A 25,932-nucleotide genomic window follows, 5' to 3' on the forward strand; every position below is an offset into this window, starting at 1 on the left:
GGACTCTGAAAAGAGTCCTTTTTTTTAAGTTAATTTTAAAACTGTGCACTTCAAAATTTAATATCTTTGTGGCACACAAAAATAAAAGATATGTTTGGTATAGGAGGAGGAGAATTAGTATTCATACTGTTTATAGTACTAATGCTTTTTGGTTCAGATAAGGTGCCGGAAATTGCCCGTACAATGGGTAAAGCAATGGCGCAGTTAAAAAATGCAACCAATGATATTAAAAGTGAAATTCAAAAAGGGGCAGAGGCAAATGGTCTTGATTCAAGATCGTTGAACAATCTGACCGGTAATATCAATGCCGAAATTGAAAGCGCAAAATCCAATTTATTAGGAGAAAATAATAATTTACTGGGTGATACGGCAGCAGAAATTGATAAGGTAAAAGAAGATATTGATTCACTTACAGGACCTATAAAACGCCAAAGATAATATGCTTGAAAAAATAGAACAATTAGATATCAATTTATTGGTATATCTTAACGGTTTAGGTTCTGAAACATACGATAAGTTCTGGCTTTTTATTACAAATCAATTGTATTGGACTCCGTTTTTTTTATTGTTATTTTATTTTATCTTTAAAAAAATAGGAGGAAAGCAGACTTTGTATTTACTGCTTTTTATAGCGGTTTTAATTGCTTTTACAGACCAAACCTGTAACTTGTTCAAACACACTTTTCAACGTTTAAGACCTTGTAATAATCCTGATATTAATACCATTATTAGAGTAGTACAGGTTAGACAATCGTTTAGCTTTTTCTCAGGGCACGCTGCAAATACAATGGCTGTTGCTACGTTTTTATACTTGGTTTTAAAACGTCATTTTAAATATTTAGGATTCTTATTTCTTTGGCCTTTGATCTTCGCTTACAGCCGAATTTATTTAGGATTGCATTACCCTGGCGATATCCTTGCAGGATATTTCTTTGGAGCAATTTTCGGTTCGTTAATTTTCTTGGCTTACAGAAAATTAAAACCGCAGTATTTTCCGGGATAGATTTTTAAAGATTCTAAGTTGCTAAGATACTAAGGTTCTGAGTTTTTGTTTGAGAAAGCTTAGAACCTTATTTATTTAGTATTTTAATTATTTTGAAGGAGTGTTTTTTCACTCCATTCTAATCCCGAAGGAAGTTCATGTTTACTAAATTCAATATGAATAACTCTTCTTCTTTCGTTGTTTGTTGTTTTGTTTGAAGCGTGAAATAATAAAGGTTTCATAATCATAACCCCACCTTTTTCGACTTCGCAAATTGTTTCTTTCTCATTATCAAAATCCAAATTTTCAATTCTCAAAATTCCTTTAGAATGAGAATTATGAATCACTTTTAAAGCTCCGTTATCTTTTGTGGTTTTGTCAATATGAATTCTAATAGTAAAATTATCCTCTAAAATTTCTTTTGGAGGCTGTACTGCAAACTGATTTTGTTTTACGGTCCAGTTTTCAAAATTCGCAGCTTCAATTTTTTTATTTACAGAAATCGTTAAATCCTGATGATAAGCTACAAACCAATTTGATTTTTCAGTTTTGTCAAAATAAATAGATTTGGTAATAAAGTATCCTTTTCCAAAATTAGATTCAATAATTTCGTTTAAATTTTCATTGAAAATAAAATCTAAAGTTTCAGGAACTTCTTTATGGAATTGTCTGATAGCAAATAAGTCCTGAGATTTTCTAAAGGTTGCATTATCAGAGTCATTTTGGGTCGCATTTTCAATTAACAAAATCAGTTTTTCGATTTCATTTTCGGTATATACATTGTTTATAATTGAAAAACCTTCGTTGTTTATCTGGTTTGAATAATTCATCTAAATAGAATAAATAATATAAAAGAAAAAACTTAGCATCTCAAAAGCTATAAAACCCTGCTCACGGTCAACCCATCACGAATAGGCAGTAAAACAGTTTCTACTCTTGGATCTTCTTTCAAAAGCTGGTTATATTCTAAAAGTACTTTTGTACTGGTGTCGTTTGGATGAACCGGTTCAAGGATTTTACCGCTCCATAAAACATTATCAGATAAAATAATACCGCCTTTATTCATTTTCGGAACAATCATTTCCCAGTAATTGAGGTAATTTTCCTTATCTGCATCAATAAATACCAAATCAAACTTTACATCAATAGTTGGTATAATATCGATGGCTTCTCCTAAATGCTGAAAAATTTGATTTCCCCATGGCGATGCGTCGAAATATTTTCGCTGAAAATCGACTAATTCTTCTTTAATATCTATAGTATGGAGCTGTCCGTTTTCCTGCATTCCTTCGCATAAACAAAGCGCGGCATAACCTGTATAAGTTCCAATTTCAAGAATATTTACCGGACGAATTAATTTGGATAACATGCTTAAAACACGGCCCTGAAAATGTCCGCTCAGCATTCTTGGCAAGAGTATTTTCTGGTATGTTTCTTTATTTAGTTTCGCGAGTAATTCTGGTTCATTTTCAGAATGCTGTTCGATATAATCTTCTAATTCTTGTGATATAAAATGCATCTTGTAGTTGTTCTAATTTAAGGCAAAAATACAAAAAATATCCGCTGGCTTTTTTGCATAAAAAAACCATTCGTTAATGCCGAATGGTTTTTAGTTTTTAGTTTTAATTTGAAGTTTATTTTTTCAAAGCTTCATTTACATCTTTAGCTGTTTTTACTGTTCCGTCTTTAGCGGCTTTTGCAGCGTTTTCAACTTTTTCTGCTCCTTTTTTTGTAGCGTCTTTTACATCAGCAGCTGTTTTTTTGGCTGCGTTTTCAACATCATTTGCTGCTTTTTTAGTAGCATCTTTTACATCATTAGCGGCATTTTCTGTAGCATCTTTTGCTTTTGCAGCAGCGCTTTCAGTTTTGCTTACAACGGTGTCTTTTACTTCTTCAATATCTGTTGTTAATGAATCTACTTTGTTTCCAAGAGTTAGTTCTTCATCTGCTGGTTTGTTTTCTTTTTTCTCACATGACTGAACCCCAAATGCTAATAATGCAACAACAGCTAAACTTAAAATTTGTTTTTTCATAATGAATTGTCTTTTTTAGGTTATAAAATTTAAAAGGTTATAAAGTGGAATAATAAAAATACAAATTTTAAAATAACGGCGCCCTTTGTAAGATTATTTTTCTTTTGAGTGCAAGACAATTCTTGTGCCAAACTTTTTCGTTTTTGAAAAGTTGAAATGATTTTTTTCTGAAAGCTTTTGAAGTAGTGTTTTTAGTTTTTATAAAGACTGAAATTAATTACAATATCGTCTTTTACTTTAATTAAACCAGCCATTTTTACGGGCGGTTCCAGTTCAATATCAGAAAACTTTAAGTTTAATGTTCCCTGAATTTTATCATCGGTATTATATAAAATAAAATCTTTGTATTTTAATGTTTTATCTGTGATATAAAAGCTTAATCGGCATTTATAATTTTTACCGCATTGTTTTATGTCTGTAATCGACACTGTGCTGTTAGGAAACTGTTTTACTTTTACGGTTCCCTGTAAATCTTTGGTCATGATTTTGTTGCCGCAATCAAAGTTAGACATCTTGATTTCGGTATTAAAAACATTCTTTTTAACTGAATTTACATAGACCGTATCTTTTGCTGCAAAAGTATTAGAGCAATTGTATTTACCTACAGTAGATACTCCGGTAATTTCTATCTTTATTTTGTTTATTACTACGGCTGTATCATCTGCAAAGAAAGTGGGTTTAGCACTTCCTAAGAAAAAGAAAACTGCTAAACCCGTAATTAATATTTGAAATCTCGTTTTCATTTTTGTTATATTAGAACGCAATTACTGCTTCGAATACTAAACCATTAAATTTACCGCCATAAAAGTTGTTTACATTTCCAGTTGCAGGATCTCCTACAAATTGTGAGTAATTTTTATAGTTTTGGTTAACATAGTTTAATTTAGCTAAAATGTTTTTAGTCATAAACCAGCCAGCACTTGCTTCAAATTTGTCTACAGTAACTTCTTTAGCATCAGCATTAGATAATTTTCCAGATACTGTATTGTATTTTCCTCCAAGATAGAATTGTTCAGTATTTCCAAATCTGTAAACAACCTCTGTAGCATATTGATTAGCAGTACGTTTGTCGTCAGTTCCTGCTTTGTCTCCTCCAGAAGCTAATTCGATAGTTCCAAAGAATTCAAGTCCTTTATATTTTACAAAAGGGTTAATCATGTACGTAGTTGCCCAATTTTTGAAATTAGGGTTAAACGTTGCCTCTGGAGTAGACGTTTTACTGAAACTAGTAGGGACATCAGTACTATTTGTAGAAACAACATTACCATTCGCATCAGTCTTAGTAACAGTATTGTTATAAGCGTTATTATTTAATATACCCCAATAACCAAATCCTGATCTGTTAGCAGAATATATATTTGCGTTACCAAGATTTGCATTATGGTAATAAGAACCTGTAAGTCTTATTCTTAAATCTTGACTAACTTGTTTGTCATAACCAAATTTAGCTAAGATTGAAGGGCTGTGTGTTGTGTTTGTGTTTGGGCCAGCTGCATAAAAAACCTGTTCATTACTTTGATTTAAATTACCGTTTGTAACACCTAACATGCTTACCCATCCGCTTCTGTTGTAGTAAACCTCCATACCCATTTCTGTAGTGAAAGAATACATAATATTATTTCCAACAAATGCATTTCTTAGTGTATTACCATTATCTGAACCTCTGAAGTGAGCATCACCAAAATTGTTCTCCATTTGTCCAATTTTAATTGTAGCATATTTCATTACATCAGCAAGGAAGTCTTTTTTGATGAAGTCTAACTTGTCAATTTGTAAGTATCCACCTTTTACATAAGAATCATTGTGGTGTCTTGACGCTAGATAAACATCTAAATTAACTCTTACTCCGTCAAACAATTGAGCCCCAATATACATATCAGCTGCAGGAAGAGTAAAATTGTTTTCAGTATTCATTAAACGATATCCGTTAATTGTTCTTACAGTGGTCCCAGTGGCTGTATTAGTCGTAGTTGTAGAATTGGCAGGCTGATCGTTGAATGAATTTGTTGCTTGGAAATCCATGTTGAAAGCCCCACCAAAGTCAATACTAAGACCTTTAAATTCTCTATTGTCTTTTTGTACGTCGAAAACGTTAATACCGTCTTTTCCTCTAGAGATTTGGTTTTGCATGTTTCCAAAACTAACTTGTGCATTAACAGCAAATGTGCTGATAAGGGTAATAAATAGAATATAAATCTTCTTCATGGCGGTTATAAATTAAAGTTTAAATTGAATTTTATAGTTAAATCTTGTCCGGTTTTAATAGTTCCAAGCATTGCAGTTGGAGACTTCATTCCGAAATCAGTAAAAGTGATTTTGTTTGATCCCTGAAGATTTAATCCGTCTTTTGTAACAGTTGTTTTTACAGTAGTTTTATAAGCTTTGCTTACTCCGGCAATTGTATAAGTTCCGTTTAATTCCCAAGTCGTTTCGTTTACTTTTTCGGCAGATTTCAAAACATATTTAATGTTTTTGTTTTTATCTGTTTTTAAAGTCTCATATGCTACTTTATCCATGCTTTTTTTCTCGCTTTTTACACTTTCGGCTAAAAGAGTAACAGATAGAGATTCAATCTCTGTAAGCTTAGAATTTGCTATTGTTAAATTCGCTGTTCCGGTTCCCGAAGCCGATTTCATTTCCCAGTCATGAAGTGTTGATGTACCTGCAACTGAAAAAGTAGATTTGCTGTCAAGTGTGTATGATTTTTGTGCCGAAGCGAATGAAGTGATTCCGAAAATTGCAAATACAACTGCAATTAATTTTATTTTATTGGTTTTCATTTTTGTCATGTTTATATTATTAAAAATAAGTTAATGTATAGGCCGGTTTCTATTTAGTACTAAGAATGTTGTTTTAACTTGTATCAAAGATCAGCCTATAATTCAGTTAAATACATGATAAAAATCATTGTTAAAATTTTATTAAATTGATATTTAATAACTACAACGTTTTCATTTTTGATAAAATCGATATTATTAACAAAAGGGAATATGTTAATTTGATAAATTGATATTATTTAGAAATTTTGGATTAATGGAAGAAGAAGTTTTTCTGCCTAAAAGATGAATTTGTTAGAGAAGAAAAGAGAATTTGAGATAAAATAAAAAGGGACTATGAAAGTCCCTTTGTAAAAAAAAAAAATAGAGTGGTTAGCTTAGTGTAATATTAAAAATCACGGTTAAATCTTTTCCGGCTTTTACAACTCCAAGAGCGGCTTTTGGAGGTGTCATTTCAAAATCGCCAAAAGTAATTTGATTTGAACCCTGCAAAATAAACCCTCCGTTTATAGTAGTAATCTTTACCTGAGTCTGATATTCTTTACTTACTCCGGCAATAGTGTAAACTCCAGTTAAATTCCAGGTTGTGTCATCTACCTTAACCGCAGATTTTAAAACGTATTGAATATTTTGATGCGTTTCTGTATCTAAAGCTTCATAAGCTACTTTATCCATACTTGCTTTGTAACTTTTTAAGCTTTCTGCTAATAATGTAATGGTTAAGCTGTTTATGCCTGTTAGTTTAGCATCTTTTACGGTTAAATTAGCAATTCCGGTTCCTTCTGTAGACCTCATTACCCAATCGTGAACAGTAGAAGTTCCTGCAACTTCAAAAGTTGATTTTGTATCGACTAAAGTGTAAGTTCTTTGAGCGCTTGCCTGAAATGTTAATGTTGTAAAAATAATTGTTGCCAGGATTGATTTGATTGTTTCCATTTTGATATGTATAGGTTGTTTTAATTAGGAAAGTTCTTTAAAGTGGTTGCGAACTAACCTTATTTCTTGTATCAAATTTATTGCGTACTAAGAGGATATTAAATGATAAAAATCATGAGGAAACTGTTATTAAATTCTTATAGTAAAGGGTAACGAAGTTTCTAGAGTCTCATTTTCGTTTCTCTGAAAATGATAGTAAATAATTAAATGATTGTTATCTAGTGTGTTGGATGTTTAGCGCAGCAGCGAAGAAATATTTTGGTATAAAAACTAAGAAAGCATCTAAAAGGCAGAAAAAATGACAAAAGTGATTAACTTTGCAGCATGCAAATTGAGAAAAAAGATATAAGAGCCTTATCAAAAGATCAGTTACGAGATTTTTTTGTTGCTAATAATGACAAAGCGTTTCGTGGAAATCAGGTTTATGAGTGGCTGTGGAGCAAAGGAGCACATAGTTTTGAGGATATGACAAATGTTGCAAAATCAACACGTTCTATGCTCGAAGAAAATTTTGTTATCAACCACATTAAGGTAGATACCATGCAGCGCAGTAACGACGGAACAGTAAAAAATGCTGTACGCCTGCATGACGGATTAGTGGTAGAATCTGTTTTAATTCCTACCGAAACCAGAACAACAGCCTGCGTTTCGAGTCAGGTGGGCTGTAGTTTAGATTGTAATTTCTGTGCAACAGCAAGATTAAAACGTATGCGAAATCTGGAGCCGGGAGAAATCTACGATCAGATTATGGCAATCGATAAAGAAAGTCGTTTGTATCATAATCATCCGCTTTCAAATATTGTTTTTATGGGAATGGGAGAACCTTTAATGAACTATAATAATGTCATTAAAGCGATTGATATGATTACATCGCCAGAAGGATTAGGAATGTCGCCAAAACGTATTATGCTTTCAACATCGGGAATTCCGAAAATGATCAAAAAAATGGCCGATGATGAAGTGAAGTTTAAACTGGCCGTTTCCCTGCATTCTGCGATTGATGAAACCCGCGCGAAGATTATGCCTTTCAGCAAAAACTTTCCTTTAAAAGATTTAAGAGAAGCATTAGAATATTGGTACAGAAAAACAAAAAGCAAAGTTTCGTACGAATATGTGGTTTGGAAAGGAATTAATGACGATAAAGCTTCTGTAGATGCTTTAGTGAAATTCTGCAAATATGTGCCTTGTAAAGTCAATTTAATTGAGTACAATCCAATCGATGACGGAGAATTTCAACAAGCTTCAGAAGAATCGATTATGGCTTATATAAAAGCACTTGAAAATATTGGTGTTGTAGTGAAAGTAAGAAGAAGCCGCGGAAAAGACATCGATGCGGCCTGCGGACAATTAGCCAACAAAGAAGCAGAAACAATATAATCTGCTAGGATCTCATTAGTAGAAAAAAAATAGAGACAATGTAGAATTATGTTCCATCGGGACATTTGATATTGATGGTAACTAAAAAAGCATTAAAAACGAGGGTGAATCTTGTCTTTAATGCTTTTTTTCTGGGCAAAAAGGGAATTATTTTTTCAAATCGATTTCTTCTGTTACGCCGTCTTTGGTTACTTTAGCCAGCGTGTCGCAATCTCCGCTGCCATAATCAATAACAGCCGAAGCCCCGTTTTTAGTTACAGAAACCACACCTTTTACAGCAAATGATTTTCTGCATGAAGCCTTAAATTCTAAAGGAGTTGTAATTTCTGCCGAAAAAGTATCTCCGTTTGGCAGTGTAGTTGTACCGCTTCCGGTTACTACAAATACATTATCTTCCCAATTAAACCAAGTGTTGTAACCCGCAGTCATTTCTTTTACAAGAGAACCTTTTCTGCTGTAAACACTTCCGTCATCAAAAGTAATAGTTAAATCAATCTCGGCGGTAGAAACCGGATGCGCTTCTGCAAGTAAATCAGTAGATTTTACAGTTCGAACAATGCTTTTGCTTCCCTGAAGTTTTTTTCCGTTATGATAAAATCCTTCAAAAGTATAACTAATAGTCTGTGTAGAAGCCGAAAAATCATTAGAAAATGAAACTACCATTTTTCCTTTTACCGTGTTTCCGTTATCAAGTGTACATCCGTCCACGCCAAAATCTACCGTTTTGGTAAACGTATTATTCGTTAAAACTGTTGTAATAACAGCACAGCTAGGCAAAAAGTTTTTAATGTTTCCGGCAGGTTTGTTATTAATATTAAGCTGAGCACTAAATTGATCTTCAGCAATATTCGTAACATCATCTATTGAGGCATCTATTTTGGCATTAGCAATAATTTCATCGTTTGTAATTACCTTGCTCGTTCCGTCATTTGTGTTTTCATCAGAATTACAACTTGTAAATAGTGATAAAGCGATATATGTTCCAATTAATAAAAATTTTGTTTTCATAATAAATAGTTTTTTTGGTTTTACTTTTAATTAATGAATTCAAATTAGTATTAGATTGAGGTGTTTTTGGATTGTTTTTTAAATTAGTATTGAAATTGTTGATATACTAACATAAAATAGACAACGTTTTTTTATTTAAAATAGTATATTTGGAATCGAAATGAATATTACTTCACAAATAAAACAGCCCATTATTGCCGAGATGGAACTTTTTGAAAAAAAGTTCCATGAATCGATGACCTCTAAGGTTGCCTTACTCAACAGAATTACCTATTATATTGTAAACCGAAAAGGAAAACAAATGCGTCCGATGTTTGTGTTTCTTACGGCAAAAATGGTTTCTGGCGGTACTGTAAACGAGAGAACATATCGTGGTGCTTCAGTTATTGAACTTATTCATACGGCGACTTTAGTTCACGACGATGTTGTTGACGATAGTAATCGCCGCCGCGGATTTTTCTCAATTAATGCGCTTTGGAAAAATAAAATTGCAGTTCTGGTTGGAGATTATTTACTTTCAAAAGGATTGCTTTTATCGATCGATAATGGCGATTTTGATCTTTTAAGAATTATTTCGGTTGCCGTTCGCGAAATGAGCGAAGGTGAATTACTTCAAATTGAAAAAGCCCGCCGACTTGATATTACCGAAGATGTTTACTACGAAATCATCAGAAAAAAAACAGCAACACTTATTGCCGCCTGTTGTGCGCTTGGAGCAAAAGCCGTAATTGAAGATGATGCACAGGTAGAAAACATGCGTAAGTTTGGCGAATTAATTGGAATGGCGTTTCAAATCAAAGATGATTTATTCGATTACAGCGAAGAAGCTATTGGAAAACCAACCGGAATCGATATTAAAGAGCAAAAAATGACACTGCCTTTAATTCACGTTTTAAATACCTGTACGCCGCAGGAAAAAAAGTGGCTGATAAACTCCATCAAAAACCACAACAAAGACAAAAAACGCGTAAAAGAAGTTATTGCCTTTGTAAAAAACAATAATGGTTTGGCTTACGCCGAAAACAAAATGGTCGAATTCCAGCAAGAAGCACTTTCGCTTTTAAATAATTACCCGGATTCTGAATTCAAAGCGGCACTTACCTTAATGGTAAACTACGTTATTGAAAGAAAAAAATAGTTTCTGTTAGGTTTAATATTCAAGGATATAAACAATTTTGTTTGATGTGTCTAATAATGAAAATACTATTCCATCTCTTATAATTGACATAAATCGAGAACTTTCTGTCGCGCCAACAAGCATGTTTTGATTAAGTTGATAATCATTTTTTAAATTGTGATTTATATTGATTAGAAACTCTTCAAGAATGCAAAGGGCTTCGTTTTTATCTAATAAAAAAGGATCAGTATTTTTACCGTAATTTTCGGTTATGACAGATATGTGTTTATGAACGCCAAATTTTTTATAGAAATATTTCGTAAAATTATAGCTGTAAAATGCTTCTGCATAATATTCTGCATTTGAAAAATTGTAAAAACTATTTTTTTCTAAATGTGGAAGTATGTTTTCTAAATAGTCATTTACAGTTCTTTTTTCTTTTAAATAGAGGTCTCTGTTTTGAGTAAAATCTTCTTCTAAAGCATTGTGAAGTTGGTAAATTTTTTCATAATCATCAAAAACTGATAACTCGCCCAAAAATTCATATTTTCCGTTAATATATTTAAAGCCAAAAAAATTGTTTTCAGAATATTTGTATTGATTTTTACAAAAGAAACCATCTGTTGAAACTATATGTATATGATAATCTTCACCATCAATTAACGTTTTTATTGTTAAAAGAGGTTTGAAAAAAATGCCTAATGTTTTGTCAATGAAAACGTTCTCGATATCAGGGTAAAGTTGGATATTCTCTGTCATTATAATCAATTTTATCCTGCAAAAATATAGATAAAAACCTACAAAAAAAATAAAAACTAGCATAATTTTTGGAATTTGGAATTTTAAAAATTTGATTTTTTTTCCACCTCATGCAACCATTTTAAAACTCTATGCGTCTATGCTAATAGAAGTCTGTTTCTAAAACCAAAACCAAACGCTTATTAATGAAAATTATTCAGTTACATCAAGAAGAAGCTAAAATCATAAAGCTCGCTGTCGAAAATAATCGTCAGGCGCAGCAACAGATTTACAGTAAGTTTTCTTCGAAAATGTTAAGCGTGTGCCGGCAGTATATAAAGGACATTCAGCTGGCAGAAGATGTAATGATAACCGCTTTTATGAAAGTGTTTACAAACCTGAAAAATTTTGAACACAAAGGCAGTTTTGAAGGATGGATAAGGCGGATTATGGTAAACGAATGCATTTCGTATTTAAGAGTTCAAAAGAAAGTACAATTTGCCGAAGATGAATTTTTTACCGAAGAAAGTTTTAATGAAATTGACAGCCAGTTTACCGTAGAACAAATTCAGTATTTAATAGATGCTCTGCCCGATGGTTATAAAATGGTCTTCAATTTATACGCAATAGAAGGTTACAAACACAATGAAATTGCAAAGATGTTAGGTATTAATGAAGGAACATCAAAATCGCAATTATCACACGCCAGAAAGATGCTGCAAACACAAATTACTATTTTAAAAAAACAAGATAATGGAACCGAATAATTTTGAAAAGGATTTCCGTGATAAACTAAATCAGCGCAAAATTGAGCCAAGCAGTAAAACCTGGGATCGATTAGATGCCATGTTGAGTGTTGCTGAAGAAAAGAAACCAAAGAAAAACAGAAAATGGCTGTATGTTGCAGCAAGTTTTATAGGTTTTTTATTGATTGCGACGATCTTTTTTAATCAAAAAGAAAATACAATTGAATCTCCTAAAAATGCAGTAACAGAAAAAGAAATCAGAAAAGATTCTGTCGAAAAACCGCTTGTAAATACTGGCGATTCAATTCAGACGGGAATAGCAGTTTTAGAAAATCCTTCGAAAGAAATTTTAAATAAAGAAGAAAAAAAGCCCAATCAGCAAACAAAAACAATTCTTCAAAAACAATCAAATCAAATTGCGGAGTCTTCAATCATCAAAAACAATCAGGAAAAACAATCAACAAACATCAATCAAACTGTAATTGCCGAAAATTCTAAAAAAGAAAACATAGACCAATTGCTGGAAAATGCCGAAAATAAGGTCATGGCAGAAAATTCAAATAAAATCAAAAAAGCAAAAGTAAAAATAAACGCCTCAGATTTACTTAATCAGGTCGACGGCGAACTTGAGTTATCTTTTAGAGAAAAAGTAATTACCAAAGTAAACAAAAATCTTCAGGAAGTTAAAGTGGCTTTGTCTAACAGAAATCAGGAGGAAAAAAAATAACAAATTATAAGTACAATCATCATCAATCAAATATTCAATCAATTTAAAACAATCAATCATGAAAAATTTTACCATTTATCTTATACTTTTCTTCTTTTTAGTAGTAAGCAAAGTAATAGGACAGGAAACTTTTGAGTCTGAGGCAAAAAGAATTGCCAATAAAATCGAGAAAATTACTAAAGAAGAAAAAGAAGCTTTAAAACAAGAAATCGAAGCCATAAATGTGCAGCTGTCAGAAGGTAAAATCACACAAGAACAGGCTGATAAACGCAAAAAAGAATTGGCCGAAGCCAGAGCTGTAATTATAGAAGAAAAAGTAACTCTGGCCCAAAATGAGTTAAATGACTTAGTTCAGAAGAAAGTTGACGGGAAAATAAAAGAAGATTCTGCAAAGATCTACATGATTCGATGGAAATCGTATAAACACGACAGAGATTCTATTCGCGGCGAAAAAAGAACTACTTCTCAGTTTGTTTTTGCCATGGGTTTAAACAATATGCTGGCCGACGGAAAACTGCAGGATTCCAAATACAGTTTTATAGGTTCGCATTTTTATGAATGGGGTTTTACCTATAATTCAAGATTAATGAAAAATGATAATTTACTTCATGCTAAATACGGACTTTCGTTAATGTACAATAACATTCGTGCAACAGAAAATAAAAGTTTTGTAGTAAACGGAGACCAGACCAATCTGGAAATAAACCCTATTCATTTAACCGAATCCCGTTTTAGAAACGTGTATTTAGTATTGCCTGTACATTTAGAATTTGATTTTACAAGACCCGTTCAAAGCAATGGAAAAACATATTTCAAAACTCATAAAAGTTTCCGTTTTGGAATAGGAGGTTATACCGGAATCAATGTAAAATCAAAACAAATCCTGAAATTTGAAGAAGAAGATTTGAAATACAAAACCAGAATAAAAGGCGATTATAATGTAAATAATTTTATATACGGTCTTAGTTCTTATATTGGTTACAGAGATTTGAGTTTGTATTTCAAATACGATTTAAATCCATTGTTTCAGGATAATTTAGTCAAAGAAAATAATATTTCTTTAGGATTACGTCTCGATTTAAATTAAATATAAAGTTGAGTTTAGTTAGTGGAAAAAGTGTTTCGAAAGAGACACTTTTTTTATTTTAATAGCAAAAATTCAGCTTGGATTTGCGTATTTTTACAGGCTCGAATTTTTAAAAAATAATTTACGTTTTGATTTCACAAAGTACAATAGATGCCGTTTTTGAAACTGCTCGTGTAGAGGAGGTTATTGGCGATTTTGTCAATTTAAAACGTGCCGGAAGTAACTTTAAAGGTCTGAGTCCGTTTTCAGACGAACGCTCGCCTTCATTTATGGTATCGCCGGCAAAAGGAATCTGGAAAGATTTTAGTTCAGGAAAAGGAGGTAATTCTGTGGCCTTTTTAATGGAACATTCACAATTTACCTATCCTGAAGCCATTCGTTATCTGGCAAAAAAATACAATATAGAAATTGAAGAAACCGAACAGACAGAAGCAGAAAAAGCTATGACTGATGTTCGCGAAAGCATGTATTTGGTTTCTGAATTTGCGGCTAAATATTTTCAGGATGTTTTAGTAAATTCTGAAGAAGGAAAAGCTATAGGTTTATCGTATTTTAAAGAAAGAGGTTTTACAAACGAAACCATCAAAAAATTTGCATTAGGATATTCCCCTGAAACCTGGGATGCTTTAACCAAAGAAGCACTTGGAAAAGGATATAAACTGGAATTTTTAGAAAGTACAGGTTTAACAATTCCAAGAGAAGATCGCCCGTTTGACCGATTCAAAGGTCGTGTTATGTTTCCAATTCATAGTATGTCCGGACGTGTTTTAGGTTTTGGAGGACGTATTTTAACCAACGATAAAAAAGCGGCCAAATACCTAAACTCACCCGAAAGTGATATTTACCATAAAAGTAAAGTCCTTTATGGAATTTTTCAGGCCAAACAATCCATTGCCAAACAAAATAACTGTTATCTGGTTGAAGGTTACACCGATGTAATTCAGTTTAATCAGGCCGGAATCGAAAATGTTGTAGCATCATCAGGAACGGCTTTAACGCCGGATCAAATACGATTGGTAAATCGTCTTACCCGAAATATTACAGTGCTTTTTGATGGAGATGCGGCGGGTTTGCGAGCGTCTATCCGCGGAATTGATTTGATTCTTGAAGAAGGAATGAACGTAAGAGTCTGTGCTTTCCCTGATGGAGAAGATCCGGATAGTTTTGCCAGAAAAAATTCTCATGATGATCTTGTAGCGTATCTGGAAAATAACAGCAAAGACTTTATTCAGTTTAAAGCTTCTATTTTGATGGGTGAAGCTAAAAATGATCCTATCAAAAAAGCCGATCTGATTCGTGATATGGTCGTGAGTATTTCTAAAATACCAGACCGTATCCAGCGTGAAGTTTATGTTCAGGAATGTGCCAGAATTATGGATATTTCTGAGCAGGTTTTGGTAAGTACACTGGCGCAATTAATTCAAAAAGATATTGCCGACGCTAATAAAAAGCAAAAACAGGAGCAAAAACCTTTTGAAGTAGTTAGAAACCAAAATCCAAAAAATGCCGGCTTTTCAGGTGGAGATCCGGAAGATCCAAGAACTGGACCGCCAGATGATTATTATCCTGGAGATATGCCGTATTCTCCGGAACAAGCAGAAAAAGTAGATATTCTGTATGTTTTTGAGAGAAAAATTATAGAACTGCTTCTTTTGTACGGAAGTGTTTTGGAGGATTTTGAAGATGTTTTCTTAAAAGCCGATGAAGAAGGAAATGTAAAAGAGGTTTCTGAAAAGCGAAAATATAAAGTATACGAAAAAATATATTTAAGTCTTCAGGAAGATGAGGTAGAATTGTCCAACGTATTATTTCAGAATCTTTTTACCAATATTATTGATTTTTATAATCAAAATGAAACTTTTAGCTTAGATAAATATTTAATGCATTTACAACCTGAATTTGCTCAGGAAGTGACAAATATTTTGATGGAAGATGAAAGACTGACCATTCATAACTGGGAAGGCCAGAATATTTTTCCGAAACATAAAAACGAAACGATAGAACAAAATGTATCTGATACAATATTTTCTATGCGCTGGTTTTTGGTTTCAAAAATAATTCACGAATTAAAAACCTCATTGCTTACAAATCCGGAGCAGGACAGTATGGAAGTATTATCAATGGTAGTTGATTATTCTAAACTGCTCAATAATTTTTCTAAAAAATTAGGAAGGGTAGTGGTGCCGTACCACGGCGGATAAAAATCAAAAAGCTCTATAGTGATTAACAATATAGAGCTTTTTTTATGGTTGATGATTGAATAAACAATCAGGATACCATCAAATTAAATAATTTCTAAAGTCTTAGCTTTGTTTACTAAGTCAACTAAATTAGTAACATTTAATTTCGTTAGTAATCTTAATTTGTAAGTACTGATCGTTTTTTCGTTCAGACTTAAGATTTTAGAAATCTCATTGTTTTTCTTACCATCACTTAAATAACGTAAAACCTCGATTTCACGGTTAGAAAGTTTTCTGTATAAACGTTCGCTTTTGCTTTGTTTAGCAATAAGGGCCATGTTTTTGCGAACAGTTTCGTTGATGATAATTTTTCCTTCGTGTACTTTTACAATAGAAAGACCTAAAGTTTCAAGTTTTTCTGTTTTGTGTACATACCCGGATACTCCAGCTTTAATAGCATTTGGAGCATACATTTGCTCAGCCAAGTCACTGAAAATTACAATTTTTGTTTTTGGGAAATTTTTCAGGATAGACTTAACTTCGAAGATACTAGAAAGACCTTCTAATTCTAAATCTAAGATTAGAATATCGATTTCCTTCGTTTGAAGAATATCTCTAACCATTGAAAAATTGCCTACGTTGGCAACAATTGAAATTTGATCGTGGTCTTTAAAATAAGACTTAACGCCAAAGTGAGTCACAGGATGATTGTCTGCAAGACATACTTTAATCATAATTTTACCTTTTTAGAATTGTTATCATGTTTTTGGAACTGTAAAATTAATAAATAAATTCTGTAATTAATTGCAGACAAATGTTAAAATATTTATTTTAACGTTTTTGGTATCAAACAAACTGGAATTGGGTCCATTTTATGCTTATTACTGGTGTTTAATCTTTTATAAATTTCAAAGACAGATTTTTCTCTCCCCATGAAGTCATCCGCCGTATTTCCTGACTCCGCGGCCAACATTGCCCACTCAAGTTCGTCGTAACTTGCGCCTAATTGGTCCTCATCTGTTCTGTTATCGCCAAAAAGTCCGTCGGTTGGAGCAGCCGTTAAAATTGAATTTGGAATGGCTAAAAACTCTCCAAGAGCATAAACATCAGATTTCATTAAATCGGCAATCGGACTCAAATCAACACCTCCATCTCCGTATTTTGTATAAAATCCTACACCAAAATCTTCGACCTTATTGCCTGTGCCTGCTACTAATAGCCCGTGAATTCCTGCTAAATAATATAGAGAAGTCATTCTTAAACGCGCTCTTGTGTTGGCTAATGATAAATTAACTTTTGTTGAATCTTTTGAGGTTGGCACAACGCTCTTAAAAGCTTCAAAAGTAGAAGTTAGATCAGTTTGTACACTCGAAACATTTGGAAAACGCTTTTTTAGCTGCTCAATATGTTCTCTTCCTCTAGAAACTTGACTTTCAGCTTGATGAATAGGCATTTCTACGCATAAAACCTGTAAACCGGTCTGTGCGCACAGGGTAGAAGTCACTGCAGAGTCTACTCCGCCCGAAATTCCAATAACAAAACCATTCACTTTTGCGTTAGCTGCATAGTTTTTTAACCATTCAACAATATGTGTATTTACTTTTTCTGTTTGAATTGTGCTTTTTTTAGCCATAATAGTTCAAGTTTTAAGATACAGGGATGTATATTTGCAGAATTATTTTTAAGTACATACTATATATATGTATTTAAATTCCAGCAACACAAATCTAATTAAAATAAAATGAAAATTTATCGCTTTGTAGTGGTTCTGTGCTTGTTTTTTTTGTCTTGTGACCAAAAAACAAAGGTTGAAAAAGAGGTTGAAGAAATTCCGGTTGATATTAAAGTAGAACGTTTTGACAAGGTGTTTTTTGAAACCAAACCAGAAGATCTCGCTAAAGTAAAAAAACAATATCCTTTCTTTTTTCCGGAAGGGAATGACGATAATGTCTGGCTGCAAAAAATGCAGGAACCTATTTGGAGAGAAGTTTATGAAGAAGTGCAGAAAAAATACGCCAATTTTGAGCCTGTACGTGAAGAGTTTAATGAGCTTTTTAAACATGTAAAATATTATTTTCCAAAAACAAAAACACCAAAAGTGATTACCATAATTGGTGAAATGGATTATAATACAAAAGCAATTTATGCAGACAGCCTTGTAATTGTAGCGCTGGAATTGTATTTAGGAAAAGATCATAAGTTCTATGAATTTCCAAATTACATTAAATACAATTTTGAAGAAAAACAAATTATGCCAGATGTAGTTTCGAGTTTTACTTATAGAAACATTCCGGCATATCCTGATAAAAACTTGATTTCTCAAATGATTTTTGAAGGAAAAGAATTATACGCAAAAGATTTACTTCTGCCTCAATATACAGATGCCGAAAAAATGGGTTATTCGTCTGAACAGATAAAATGGTGTGAAGAAAATGAAAACTATATGTGGCGTTATTTTCTTGAAAACGAAATGCTGTACAGTTTAGATCCTAAATTAACAACACGTTTTATAGCACCGGCTCCGTTTTCTAAATTCTATCTTGAAATAGATAACGATTCTCCGGGAAGAGTGGGCGCATGGATAGGATGGCAGATTGTTCGCTCATATATGAAAAACAATAATGTTTCCCTGTCGGAATTATTAAAAGTAAACGCAAAAGAAATTTTCGAAAAGTCAAAATATAAACCTAAGAAATAATGTCAAATACAATAAAATCAGAAATTAAATTCAATGTCGAATTAGACGAAAACCGTGTTCCGGAAAAATTAACATGGAGTGCACAAGACGGCGGAGTTCTTGCAGAAGAAGCAAAAGCTATTATGTTGTCAATCTGGGACAGTAAAGCGCAGGAAACTATGCGTATCGATTTATGGACAAAAGATATGCCGGTAGACGAAATGAAAATTTTCTTCCACCAGACATTAGTTGCAATGGCTGATACTTTTAAACGTGCAACAGATGACGAAAAAATGTCAGATACAATGAAAGATTTCTGCGATTACTTTGCAGAAAAACTGGAACTTACTAAATAGTAGAAATTCCAAAAATATTTAAAATCCCAAATTCCAATTATTAGAGTGGAATTTGGGATTTTTTATTGATGAAATTCTCCAGTTCTAAAAAGTTTGGAGTTTTAAAATTGGAATTTCATTTTTAGAACTCTGAGTTGTTCTTAAAAACTTCCTGATTTACTTCGTCAATGTAAGAAAGAAGTTCTTCCTTGCCAATTGATTCTGTTGATGAAGTTACAAAGTATTGAGGCATTTCTGCCCAGTTGTTAGCATACATTTGTTTGCGGTAAGCAGCAATATGCGAATCAATTTTTCCTTTGCTTATTTTATCTGCTTTTGTAAAAATAATGCAAAAAGGAATTTCGCTTTCGCCCATATACGACATAAATTCAATGTCTATTTTTTGAGCTTCATGGCGAATATCTATCAATACAAAAGCACATACCAACTGCTCTCTGTTTTCAAAATAATCAGTAATAAACTGCTGGAAAACAGATTTTGTTTTTTTAGAAACTTTAGCGTAACCATAACCTGGCAAATCGACTAAAAACCAGTTATTGTTGATTTTAAAATGATTTATCAGCTGTGTTTTTCCTGGTTTTCCAGATGTTTTTGCTAAGTTTTTATGATTGGTAATCATGTTAATCAAAGATGATTTACCAACGTTAGATCGGCCTATAAATGCGTATTCCGGTAAAAAATCTTTCGGGCATTTTGATGCATCAGAATTACTGACAATAAATTCGGCGGTATTAATTTTCATGTTTTTTGGTTTTAAAACCTCCTTTAAAATCGAAAGTTAGATGCTATAAATTCTTTTCGGTAAGCCATTTTTCAAGAATTTCATTAAATTCCTGAGGATGTTCCATCATAGCAGCGTGTCCACATTTGTCAATCCAATACAAAGTTGAATTAGGCAATAATTTGTCAAATTCCTCAGCAACATTTGGCGGAGTTACCGAGTCATTTTTACCCCAAATAATGCAGGTTTCCACATCCATTTTTGGTAAATCTTTGGCCATATTATGACGAATTGCACTCTTGGCAATTGTTAAAGTTTTGATTAGTTTTATGCGGTCATTGGCAGTCGCATATACTTCATCTATAAGTTCCGGAGTTGCAATTTTTGGATCATAAAATACATCTTCGGCTTTCTTTTTAATGTATTCATAATCGCCTCTTCGTGGGTAACTGTCGCCCATTGCGCTCTCATAAAGCCCTGAACTTCCTGTGATTACAAGTCCTGCTACTTTTTCAGGATAAAGTTTTGTGTGGTACAATGCAATGTGCCCTCCAAGAGAATTTCCCAGAAGAATTACTTTGTCAAAACCTTTAAAAGTGATAAAATCCTTAACGTATTTAGCAAAACTTTTTACATTCGTTTTTAAAATGCTTTGTGTGTATATTGGCAAATCCGGAATAACAACTTTATATCCTTTTGTTGGGAAATATTGTGCTACACCATCAAAGTTACTTAGACCTCCCATTAACCCATGCAGAATAACGATAGGTGTACCTTCTCCAGCTTCAAAATAGCTGTATTTGCCTTCTTTTTTATAGTGTTTGTCCATCTAATCTAATGCCAATTTCAATTTCGACAAATATAGGGTTTAATAAACAAAAATGAATTTTTGCCGCCATTTTTTAACTACATAATTTTAGTAGAACTTATAACTGTTTAAAAATCAGCTTTTAGAATGGTTTTTGTTATATTATGTAAATGTTAAATTCATTGCATTATAATTAATTTTTTAAGAGAAATGATGTTTAAAATTTTTAATTGTTAAAAGAATCATTCTGTGAGCTGATTAATATCTAAACGGCTGATTATTTAATGTTTATGCAAAGTGGTAATAAAATGGTTAAACTTATCAACAAAGTGGTATTTTGTGGTAATATGTGGTATTTTTTTTTATATTTTTGCTGTATAACATGTTAAGTGGTTTTTCTTGAATACAATTGTAGGAACATATGAGTGTAAAGTCGATGCTAAAGGGAGGTTAATGATACCTGCGCCTTTAAAAAAGCAATTGGCTTCCTCGCTTCAGGACGGTTTTGTTTTGAAGCGCTCTGTTTTTCAGCAGTGTTTAGAATTGTATCCAATGGATGAGTGGAATTTGATGATGGCGAAAATTAACAAGTTGAATCGTTTTGTAAAAAAGAACAATGATTTCATTCGCAGATTTACTGCCGGCGTAAAAGTGGTAGAGATTGATGCATTAGGAAGATTGTTAGTGCCAAAAGATTTGGTAACGTTTTCTGGTATTTCTAAAGATGTTGTTTTTTCATCTGCGGTTAATATTGTGGAAATTTGGGATAAAGATTTATACGAAAAATCAATAAGCGGCGAAGATATGGATTTTGCTGATTTAGCCGAGGAAGTAATGGGAAATATTAATGACGACGACAATGGAATATCATAATCCGGTTTTACTTCATCCAACAGTTGATGGTTTAGATATTAAACCAGACGGCATCTACGTAGATGTAACGTTTGGAGGCGGAGGCCACTCAAAAGAAATTTTGAGACGTTTAGGGCCAAACGGAAAATTGTTTGCTTTTGATCAGGACGAAGATGCACTGGCAAATGCACTGCCAGACGAAAGATTTACGCTGATTAATGAAAACTTCAGATTTATAAAAAGATTTCTGCGTTTTCACGGAGTTAAAGCGGTTGACGGAATTTTGGCCGATTTAGGAGTTTCATCACATCAGTTTGATGTTCCGGAAAGAGGTTTTTCAACCCGATTCGATGCCGAGCTGGATATGCGGATGAGTCAAAAAAATGACTTAAATGCTTACCGGGTGGTAAATGAATATGAAGAACAGGATTTGCGTCGTGTTTTTTTTGATTATGGGGAGTTGAAAAATGCGCCTGTTTTAGCAAGAACAATTGTAGAAGCGAGACAGCACAGGCCGATTAAAACAACAGACGAATTAAAAGAAGTTCTTAAAAAATATTTACCAGAGAAAGTTCGAAACAAAATACTGGCTCAGATTTATCAGGCCATTCGAATTGAGGTAAATCAGGAAATGGATGTTTTAAAAGAATTTATTGAGCAGTCATTAGAGATTTTAAAACCAGGCGGAAGATTCTCAGTAATCTCATACCATTCTCTTGAAGACAGACTGGTAAAAAGATTTATTAAAAACGGAATGTTTGAAGGAGAACCAGAAAGAGATTTTTACGGAAACTATTCGGTGCCGTTTAAAACAATAGGAAAACTGATCGTTCCGGATGATGAAGAAATCAAAATAAACAACAGAGCGAGAAGCGCTAAATTGAGAATTGCTGAAAAAATATAATACATATATATAGGTAGAAATGAAAAGTGGAGTATTCAGCATATTAAAGGCAAGATTTTTAATCAACGATGATGCCGTAAAAAACTGGCGATTCATTGTTTTTATAATTCTGCTGGCGATTTTGATGATTGCAAATACACAGCGATACGAGCAGAAAGTATTTGAAATAGCAAAGCTGAACAATGAAGTAAAAGAACTAAGATCAGAATTTGTCGATCGACGTTCAGAATTGATGAAATTAAAAATGGAGTCAACCATCTCGGATAAAATGTTAGAGAAACAAATTTTTCCGTCGACAGTTCCTCCTGTAAAAATAGAAGTTAAAAAAGAAGAAGAAAAAAGTTTCTTTAAAAGAATATGGCAGTAGACGATAAACATATATCCTACAGAATTTACCTCGTAGCAGTTTTCATCTTTTTGATGGCAATTGCTATTGTCGTTAAATTAACCAATATTCAATGGGTTGAAGGAGATTATTACAGAAAACTGGCCAAACAGCGTACGGTTAGAAATTTTGTAATTCCTGCCAATAAAGGAAATATTTATTCTGCCGACGGAAGTTTACTGGCTACGTCAATCCCAAATTATGAGATTCGTTTTGATGCAAAAGCACCAAAAACAGAAACTTTTGAAAAGTATATAAAATCATTATCTGATTCTCTTGAAACTGTTTTAGACAGACCTTCAGGATATTATGAAAAGGAATTAAGAAAAGCGAGAGCTAATAAAAACCGTTATTATTTAATAGCTCGTAATTTGAGCTATACCGAATATGTAAAAATTAAAGGATTTCCACTTTTTAATTTAGGCGCTTTTAAAGGCGGTATAATTGTAGAGCAGGAAACGGTTAGAAAACACCCAATTGGAAAAATTGCAGAAAGAACGATTGGTTACGACCGAATCGATCCTGCAACCGGAGTTGAAGTTGGAAAAGGAATCGAGTGGGCTTTTAAAAGTTACCTGAATGGAAAAGACGGTAAGATTTTAAAACAAAAAATCGCAAAAGGACAATGGAAACCAATTCGTGACGTAAACGAAGTAGATCCAATTGACGGTTACGATGTAATTTCAACAATAGATGTTTTTATTCAGGATATTGCGCATCACGCTTTGTTGAAACAGTTAGAAGACTACGAAGCAGATCATGGTTGTGTTGTCGTTATGGAAACAGAAACGGGTCATGTAAAAGCGATTTCGAATTTAGGGAGAGCAGAAGACGGATCGTATTATGAAACTACAAATTATGCAATTGCCGAATCTCAGGAGCCCGGATCGACTTTTAAATTAGTTGATTTAATGGCGATTTTAGAAGATAAAGTAGCAGATACGAGCAAGGTTTATGATACTCATGGAGGAGTAGTAAAGTATTACGGACGAAGTGTTCGTGATTCACACAATGGTGGTTACGGAAAAGTTTCTTTAGCGCGCGGTTTCGAACTTTCATCAAATACTGTTATGGTACAGGCAGTTTATGAAAATTACAAGAGTAACCCGTCTAAGTTTGTAAACCATATTAAAGGCTGGGGATTAAATAAAACACTAGGGCTTCATTTTAAAGGAGAAGGCAGACCGTACATTCCACAGCCGGGAGATAAACACTGGTCAGGAACTACACTTCCGTGGATGGCTTTTGGATATAACGTTTCGGTTACACCAATGCAGACGCTGGCACTTTACAATTCTGTTGCCAATAATGGTGTAATGGTAAAGCCACAGTTTGTATCTGAAATTAAAGAATGGAATAAAACCATTAAAAAGTTTGATGTTGAAGTAATCAATCCAAAAGTTTGTTCGCCAGAGACATTGAAGAAAGTAAAAGCAGTATTACTGAATGTAGTTAAAAAGGGAACAGGTTCTAAATTGTATTCGAAAGATTTTTCGATGGCAGGAAAAACAGGAACAGCTCAGGTAAATTATGGCGGCGTAAAAGGAAAATCTGATTTGTATTATGCATCTTCTTTCGTAGGATATTTTCCGGCAGACCATCCAAAATATTCTTGTATTGTGGTAGTTCACAAGCCAAATACATCTAAGAATAATTATTACGGAGCCGATGTTGCAGGGCCGGTTTTTAAAAGAATCGCACAAAAGATTTTTACAGATGCGCCTTCTACCAATAAAATAAAACAATTGGATTCTAAGATTTCAAAACAAGAAATCAGTTATGATAAATACGACAAAGAATCGAATAAAAAATTAAATCAAATTCCTGATTTAAAAGGAATGCCGGGAATGGATGCCGTTGCTTTACTGGAAAATTTAGGTTTAAAAGTAAAAGTCAACGGATTTGGAAAAGTTAAGAATCAATCGATTCAGGCAGGACAAAACATAATTAGAAACACAACTATAGTATTAGAATTATCGTGAAAATACTAAAAGACATATTATATAAAGCTGCTATCGAATCTGTAACAGGTTCGACAGATATCAGTATCCAGAAAATTGAATTTGATTCCAGGAAAGTAGAATCAAATGATGTTTTTGTGGCTATTCGCGGTTCACTTTCTGATGGACATGATTATATCGAAAAAGCAATTCAATTAGGAGCAAAAGCTGTTATCTGCGATACACTTCCAGAAAATATTCAGAAAGACGTTACTTATGTTCAGGTAAAAGATACCAATACAGCTTTGGCTTTTATGGCTGCTAATTATTTTGAAGATCCGTCTTCAAAACTAAAATTAGTTGGTGTAACAGGTACAAACGGAAAAACAACAATTGCTTCATTATTGTTTCAGTTGTTTAAAAAAGCAGGTTTTAAAGTTGGGTTATTATCAACTGTAAAAATTATGGTCGATGATAAAGAATATCCTGCAACGCATACTACACCGGATTCAATTACAATCAATCATTATTTGAATGAGATGATCGAAGCTGGAGTAACGCATTGTTTTATGGAAGTAAGTTCGCATGGAATTCATCAAAAGCGTACGGAAGCTTTACATTTTACAGGCGGAATTTTTACTAATCTTTCGCACGATCACTTGGATTACCATCCAACTTTTGCAGAATACAGAGATGTAAAAAAATCATTTTTTGATTCTCTGCCAAAAACAGCTTTCGTATTATCTAACATTGATGATAAAAACGGAACAGTAATGCTGCAAAATACTGTGGCAAGAAAGTTTACTTATGCGCTAAAATCCTATGCCGATTTTAAAGCAACCATTTTAGAAAGCCAGTTATCAGGACTATTGTTGAAAATCAATGATAACGAAGTTTGGGTTAAACTAATTGGAACGTTTAATGCTTACAATGTTTTAGCAATTTACGGAACAGCTGTAGAGTTAGGATTGGATAGTCTTGAAGCGTTGCGTTTATTGTCTGATTTAGAAAGTGTTTCGGGTCGTTTTCAATACATCGTAACTGATTCTAAAGTAACAGCAATTGTAGATTATGCACATACGCCTGACGCTTTAGAAAATGTTCTAAAAACGGTTGATGATATTAGAACCAAAAACGAACAATTGATTACAGTTGTGGGTTGCGGCGGAAACAGAGATAAAACAAAAAGGCCAATTATGGCAAAAATTGCTACAGATTTAAGTGATAAAGCAATTTTAACATCAGATAATCCAAGAAATGAAGATCCAGAAGTGATTCTCGACGAAATGGAACAAGGTGTTGAAGCTCATAATTACAAAAAGATATTAAGAATTACAGATAGAAAACAAGCTATTAAAACGGCTTGTCAATTGGCACAGCCAAATGATATCATTTTAATTGCGGGTAAAGGACACGAAACTTATCAGGAAATAAATGGAGTTCGCCACCATTTTGATGATATGGAAACGGTAAAAGAAATTTTAGTTCAACTAAACAAATAATAAAGAATTTTTAAGTTCAAATACCACCACACAATTGGAATTTGGAGTTTCAAAATTGGAATTTAAAAAATAGAAAAAT

General features: G+C 33.0%; 28 protein-coding genes. 15 read left to right on the top strand and 13 right to left on the bottom strand.

What is annotated here, in order from left to right; translation table 11 throughout:
- Nucleotides 1-90 precede the first annotated feature (90 nt).
- On the top strand, nucleotides 91-438 hold the full coding sequence (locus tag ABD859_RS09380) for a Sec-independent protein translocase subunit TatA/TatB (protein WP_345143900.1): 348 nt from the start codon (nucleotides 91-93) through the stop codon (nucleotides 436-438).
- 1 nt (nucleotide 439) lies between these two features.
- A complete protein-coding gene (locus ABD859_RS09385) occupies nucleotides 440-1,003 on the top strand; it encodes a phosphatase PAP2 family protein (RefSeq protein WP_345143357.1) in 564 nt (187 codons plus the stop codon).
- 83 nt (nucleotides 1,004-1,086) lie between these two features.
- Here ABD859_RS09385 and ABD859_RS09390 read toward each other — a convergent pair whose 3' ends face one another.
- The 7 genes from ABD859_RS09390 to ABD859_RS09420 all read right to left on the bottom strand — a co-directional run bounded on the left by ABD859_RS09390 (nucleotide 1,087) and on the right by ABD859_RS09420 (nucleotide 6,728).
- Complete coding sequence (locus tag ABD859_RS09390) at nucleotides 1,087-1,812, bottom strand: phytanoyl-CoA dioxygenase family protein (RefSeq protein WP_345143359.1); 726 nt, start codon at nucleotides 1,810-1,812, stop codon at nucleotides 1,087-1,089.
- Nucleotides 1,813-1,859: 47 nt separating this feature from the next.
- The gene (locus ABD859_RS09395) at nucleotides 1,860-2,501 is read right to left on the bottom strand and encodes an O-methyltransferase (RefSeq protein WP_345143361.1); all 642 of its coding nucleotides are present in this window, start codon (nucleotides 2,499-2,501) and stop codon (nucleotides 1,860-1,862) included.
- A gap of 115 nt (nucleotides 2,502-2,616) precedes the next feature.
- Nucleotides 2,617-3,015: a hypothetical protein gene (locus ABD859_RS09400; RefSeq protein ID WP_345143364.1), complete on the bottom strand. Its 399-nt coding sequence runs from the start codon at nucleotides 3,013-3,015 to the stop codon at nucleotides 2,617-2,619.
- 191 nt (nucleotides 3,016-3,206) lie between these two features.
- Nucleotides 3,207-3,758 (bottom strand): YceI family protein, encoded by a 552-nt coding sequence (locus ABD859_RS09405; protein ID WP_345143367.1) that lies wholly within the window; start codon nucleotides 3,756-3,758, stop codon nucleotides 3,207-3,209.
- 10 nt (nucleotides 3,759-3,768) lie between these two features.
- The gene (locus ABD859_RS09410; RefSeq protein ID WP_345143370.1) at nucleotides 3,769-5,220 is read right to left on the bottom strand and encodes a hypothetical protein; all 1,452 of its coding nucleotides are present in this window, start codon (nucleotides 5,218-5,220) and stop codon (nucleotides 3,769-3,771) included.
- A 5-nt stretch (nucleotides 5,221-5,225) separates the two neighbouring features.
- Complete coding sequence (locus tag ABD859_RS09415) at nucleotides 5,226-5,795, bottom strand: YceI family protein (protein ID WP_345143373.1); 570 nt, start codon at nucleotides 5,793-5,795, stop codon at nucleotides 5,226-5,228.
- 369 nt (nucleotides 5,796-6,164) lie between these two features.
- A complete protein-coding gene (locus tag ABD859_RS09420; RefSeq protein ID WP_345143375.1) occupies nucleotides 6,165-6,728 on the bottom strand; it encodes a YceI family protein in 564 nt (187 codons plus the stop codon).
- Between the two features lie 324 nt (nucleotides 6,729-7,052).
- Between ABD859_RS09420 and rlmN the strand changes: the two genes are divergently transcribed.
- On the top strand, nucleotides 7,053-8,105 hold the full coding sequence (rlmN, locus tag ABD859_RS09425) for a dual-specificity RNA methyltransferase RlmN (protein ID WP_345143378.1): 1,053 nt from the start codon (nucleotides 7,053-7,055) through the stop codon (nucleotides 8,103-8,105).
- Between the two features lie 147 nt (nucleotides 8,106-8,252).
- On the opposite strand, the gene ABD859_RS09430 is transcribed toward rlmN, so the two are convergent.
- On the bottom strand, nucleotides 8,253-9,113 hold the full coding sequence (locus tag ABD859_RS09430) for a hypothetical protein (protein WP_345143380.1): 861 nt from the start codon (nucleotides 9,111-9,113) through the stop codon (nucleotides 8,253-8,255).
- Between the two features lie 160 nt (nucleotides 9,114-9,273).
- On the opposite strand from ABD859_RS09430, the gene ABD859_RS09435 reads away from it, so the two are divergent.
- Entirely contained in the window at nucleotides 9,274-10,251 is a 978-nt protein-coding gene (locus ABD859_RS09435; RefSeq protein WP_345143383.1) for a polyprenyl synthetase family protein, read from the top strand.
- Between the two features lie 12 nt (nucleotides 10,252-10,263).
- Here the strand turns inward: ABD859_RS09435 and ABD859_RS09440 are convergent, their stop codons facing one another.
- On the bottom strand, nucleotides 10,264-10,989 hold the full coding sequence (locus ABD859_RS09440) for a hypothetical protein (RefSeq protein ID WP_345143386.1): 726 nt from the start codon (nucleotides 10,987-10,989) through the stop codon (nucleotides 10,264-10,266).
- Nucleotides 10,990-11,174: 185 nt separating this feature from the next.
- Here ABD859_RS09440 and ABD859_RS09445 point away from each other — a divergent pair, with 185 nt between their 5' ends.
- The 4 genes from ABD859_RS09445 to dnaG all read left to right on the top strand — a co-directional run bounded on the left by ABD859_RS09445 (nucleotide 11,175) and on the right by dnaG (nucleotide 15,729).
- Complete coding sequence (locus ABD859_RS09445) at nucleotides 11,175-11,735, top strand: RNA polymerase sigma factor (RefSeq protein ID WP_345143389.1); 561 nt, start codon at nucleotides 11,175-11,177, stop codon at nucleotides 11,733-11,735.
- On the top strand, nucleotides 11,722-12,441 hold the full coding sequence (locus tag ABD859_RS09450; protein WP_345143392.1) for a hypothetical protein: 720 nt from the start codon (nucleotides 11,722-11,724) through the stop codon (nucleotides 12,439-12,441). The genes ABD859_RS09445 and ABD859_RS09450 overlap by 14 nt, the downstream gene beginning before the upstream one ends.
- A gap of 58 nt (nucleotides 12,442-12,499) precedes the next feature.
- Complete coding sequence (locus ABD859_RS09455; RefSeq protein WP_345143395.1) at nucleotides 12,500-13,528, top strand: coiled-coil domain-containing protein; 1,029 nt, start codon at nucleotides 12,500-12,502, stop codon at nucleotides 13,526-13,528.
- A 128-nt stretch (nucleotides 13,529-13,656) separates the two neighbouring features.
- Nucleotides 13,657-15,729 (top strand): DNA primase, encoded by a 2,073-nt coding sequence (dnaG, locus tag ABD859_RS09460; RefSeq protein ID WP_345143398.1) that lies wholly within the window; start codon nucleotides 13,657-13,659, stop codon nucleotides 15,727-15,729.
- An 83-nt stretch (nucleotides 15,730-15,812) separates the two neighbouring features.
- Here dnaG and ABD859_RS09465 read toward each other — a convergent pair whose 3' ends face one another.
- Both ABD859_RS09465 and nadE read right to left on the bottom strand, forming a co-directional pair.
- Nucleotides 15,813-16,442, bottom strand: a complete 630-nt coding sequence (locus ABD859_RS09465; protein WP_345143401.1) for a LuxR C-terminal-related transcriptional regulator — start codon at nucleotides 16,440-16,442, stop codon at nucleotides 15,813-15,815.
- A gap of 92 nt (nucleotides 16,443-16,534) precedes the next feature.
- Nucleotides 16,535-17,341 carry an NAD(+) synthase gene (gene nadE / locus ABD859_RS09470; protein WP_345143404.1) on the bottom strand — a complete coding sequence of 269 codons (807 nt, stop codon included), beginning with the start codon at nucleotides 17,339-17,341 and terminating at the stop codon, nucleotides 16,535-16,537.
- 108 nt (nucleotides 17,342-17,449) lie between these two features.
- Here nadE and gldB point away from each other — a divergent pair, with 108 nt between their 5' ends.
- Nucleotides 17,450-18,406, top strand: coding sequence for a gliding motility lipoprotein GldB (gene gldB / locus ABD859_RS09475; RefSeq protein WP_345143407.1), 957 nt, complete (start codon nucleotides 17,450-17,452; stop codon nucleotides 18,404-18,406).
- On the top strand, nucleotides 18,406-18,741 hold the full coding sequence (gldC, locus tag ABD859_RS09480) for a gliding motility protein GldC (RefSeq protein ID WP_012023870.1): 336 nt from the start codon (nucleotides 18,406-18,408) through the stop codon (nucleotides 18,739-18,741). Before gldB ends, gldC begins: the two co-directional genes overlap by 1 nt.
- Before the next feature lie 121 nt (nucleotides 18,742-18,862).
- On the opposite strand, the gene yihA is transcribed toward gldC, so the two are convergent.
- Both yihA and ABD859_RS09490 read right to left on the bottom strand, forming a co-directional pair.
- A complete protein-coding gene (gene yihA, locus ABD859_RS09485; RefSeq protein WP_345143411.1) occupies nucleotides 18,863-19,483 on the bottom strand; it encodes a ribosome biogenesis GTP-binding protein YihA/YsxC in 621 nt (206 codons plus the stop codon).
- 43 nt (nucleotides 19,484-19,526) lie between these two features.
- Nucleotides 19,527-20,291, bottom strand: coding sequence for an alpha/beta fold hydrolase (locus ABD859_RS09490; RefSeq protein WP_345143413.1), 765 nt, complete (start codon nucleotides 20,289-20,291; stop codon nucleotides 19,527-19,529).
- Nucleotides 20,292-20,669: 378 nt separating this feature from the next.
- Here ABD859_RS09490 and ABD859_RS09495 point away from each other — a divergent pair, with 378 nt between their 5' ends.
- The 5 genes from ABD859_RS09495 to ABD859_RS09515 are packed head-to-tail and all read left to right on the top strand — an operon-like array spanning nucleotide 20,670 to nucleotide 25,853.
- Nucleotides 20,670-21,143, top strand: a complete 474-nt coding sequence (locus ABD859_RS09495) for a division/cell wall cluster transcriptional repressor MraZ (RefSeq protein ID WP_044047617.1) — start codon at nucleotides 20,670-20,672, stop codon at nucleotides 21,141-21,143.
- The gene (gene rsmH / locus ABD859_RS09500) at nucleotides 21,118-22,026 is read left to right on the top strand and encodes a 16S rRNA (cytosine(1402)-N(4))-methyltransferase RsmH (RefSeq protein ID WP_345143415.1); all 909 of its coding nucleotides are present in this window, start codon (nucleotides 21,118-21,120) and stop codon (nucleotides 22,024-22,026) included. The genes ABD859_RS09495 and rsmH overlap by 26 nt, the downstream gene beginning before the upstream one ends.
- Nucleotides 22,027-22,045: 19 nt before the next feature.
- Nucleotides 22,046-22,393, top strand: coding sequence for an FtsL-like putative cell division protein (locus ABD859_RS09505; protein ID WP_012023880.1), 348 nt, complete (start codon nucleotides 22,046-22,048; stop codon nucleotides 22,391-22,393).
- Nucleotides 22,384-24,393, top strand: coding sequence for a penicillin-binding protein (locus ABD859_RS09510; protein WP_345143417.1), 2,010 nt, complete (start codon nucleotides 22,384-22,386; stop codon nucleotides 24,391-24,393). Before ABD859_RS09505 ends, ABD859_RS09510 begins: the two co-directional genes overlap by 10 nt.
- On the top strand, nucleotides 24,390-25,853 hold the full coding sequence (locus ABD859_RS09515; protein WP_345143419.1) for a UDP-N-acetylmuramoyl-L-alanyl-D-glutamate--2,6-diaminopimelate ligase: 1,464 nt from the start codon (nucleotides 24,390-24,392) through the stop codon (nucleotides 25,851-25,853). Before ABD859_RS09510 ends, ABD859_RS09515 begins: the two co-directional genes overlap by 4 nt.
- The last annotated feature ends 79 nt before the right edge of the window (nucleotides 25,854-25,932 follow it).

The sequence above is a fragment of the Flavobacterium ginsengiterrae genome, from assembly GCF_039539785.1.
Lineage (GTDB): Bacteria > Bacteroidota > Bacteroidia > Flavobacteriales > Flavobacteriaceae > Flavobacterium > Flavobacterium ginsengiterrae.

Excerpts from the sequence above, each read along its gene's own strand:
- ABD859_RS09490 (WP_345143413.1), bottom strand. The coding sequence starts at position 20,291 with ATGGACAAACACTATAAAAAAGAAGGCAAATACAGCTATTTTGAAGCT.
- ABD859_RS09420 (WP_345143375.1), bottom strand. The coding sequence starts at position 6,728 with ATGGAAACAATCAAATCAATCCTGGCAACAATTATTTTTACAACATTA.
- gldB (WP_345143407.1), top strand. The coding sequence starts at position 17,450 with ATGAAAATTTATCGCTTTGTAGTGGTTCTGTGCTTGTTTTTTTTGTCT.
- ABD859_RS09505 (WP_012023880.1), top strand. The coding sequence starts at position 22,046 with ATGAAAAGTGGAGTATTCAGCATATTAAAGGCAAGATTTTTAATCAAC.
- ABD859_RS09410 (WP_345143370.1), bottom strand. The coding sequence starts at position 5,220 with ATGAAGAAGATTTATATTCTATTTATTACCCTTATCAGCACATTTGCT.
- yihA (WP_345143411.1), bottom strand. The coding sequence starts at position 19,483 with ATGAAAATTAATACCGCCGAATTTATTGTCAGTAATTCTGATGCATCA.
- ABD859_RS09445 (WP_345143389.1), top strand. The coding sequence starts at position 11,175 with ATGAAAATTATTCAGTTACATCAAGAAGAAGCTAAAATCATAAAGCTC.
- ABD859_RS09430 (WP_345143380.1), bottom strand. The coding sequence starts at position 9,113 with ATGAAAACAAAATTTTTATTAATTGGAACATATATCGCTTTATCACTA.
- ABD859_RS09400 (WP_345143364.1), bottom strand. The coding sequence starts at position 3,015 with ATGAAAAAACAAATTTTAAGTTTAGCTGTTGTTGCATTATTAGCATTT.
- ABD859_RS09435 (WP_345143383.1), top strand. The coding sequence starts at position 9,274 with ATGAATATTACTTCACAAATAAAACAGCCCATTATTGCCGAGATGGAA.
- gldC (WP_012023870.1), top strand. The coding sequence starts at position 18,406 with ATGTCAAATACAATAAAATCAGAAATTAAATTCAATGTCGAATTAGAC.
- ABD859_RS09390 (WP_345143359.1), bottom strand. The coding sequence starts at position 1,812 with ATGAATTATTCAAACCAGATAAACAACGAAGGTTTTTCAATTATAAAC.
- ABD859_RS09455 (WP_345143395.1), top strand. The coding sequence starts at position 12,500 with ATGAAAAATTTTACCATTTATCTTATACTTTTCTTCTTTTTAGTAGTA.
- ABD859_RS09385 (WP_345143357.1), top strand. The coding sequence starts at position 440 with ATGCTTGAAAAAATAGAACAATTAGATATCAATTTATTGGTATATCTT.
- ABD859_RS09510 (WP_345143417.1), top strand. The coding sequence starts at position 22,384 with ATGGCAGTAGACGATAAACATATATCCTACAGAATTTACCTCGTAGCA.
- rsmH (WP_345143415.1), top strand. The coding sequence starts at position 21,118 with ATGACGACGACAATGGAATATCATAATCCGGTTTTACTTCATCCAACA.
- nadE (WP_345143404.1), bottom strand. The coding sequence starts at position 17,341 with ATGGCTAAAAAAAGCACAATTCAAACAGAAAAAGTAAATACACATATT.
- ABD859_RS09415 (WP_345143373.1), bottom strand. The coding sequence starts at position 5,795 with ATGAAAACCAATAAAATAAAATTAATTGCAGTTGTATTTGCAATTTTC.
- ABD859_RS09450 (WP_345143392.1), top strand. The coding sequence starts at position 11,722 with ATGGAACCGAATAATTTTGAAAAGGATTTCCGTGATAAACTAAATCAG.
- ABD859_RS09380 (WP_345143900.1), top strand. The coding sequence starts at position 91 with ATGTTTGGTATAGGAGGAGGAGAATTAGTATTCATACTGTTTATAGTA.
- ABD859_RS09395 (WP_345143361.1), bottom strand. The coding sequence starts at position 2,501 with ATGCATTTTATATCACAAGAATTAGAAGATTATATCGAACAGCATTCT.
- rlmN (WP_345143378.1), top strand. The coding sequence starts at position 7,053 with ATGCAAATTGAGAAAAAAGATATAAGAGCCTTATCAAAAGATCAGTTA.
- ABD859_RS09440 (WP_345143386.1), bottom strand. The coding sequence starts at position 10,989 with ATGACAGAGAATATCCAACTTTACCCTGATATCGAGAACGTTTTCATT.
- ABD859_RS09465 (WP_345143401.1), bottom strand. The coding sequence starts at position 16,442 with ATGATTAAAGTATGTCTTGCAGACAATCATCCTGTGACTCACTTTGGC.
- ABD859_RS09405 (WP_345143367.1), bottom strand. The coding sequence starts at position 3,758 with ATGAAAACGAGATTTCAAATATTAATTACGGGTTTAGCAGTTTTCTTT.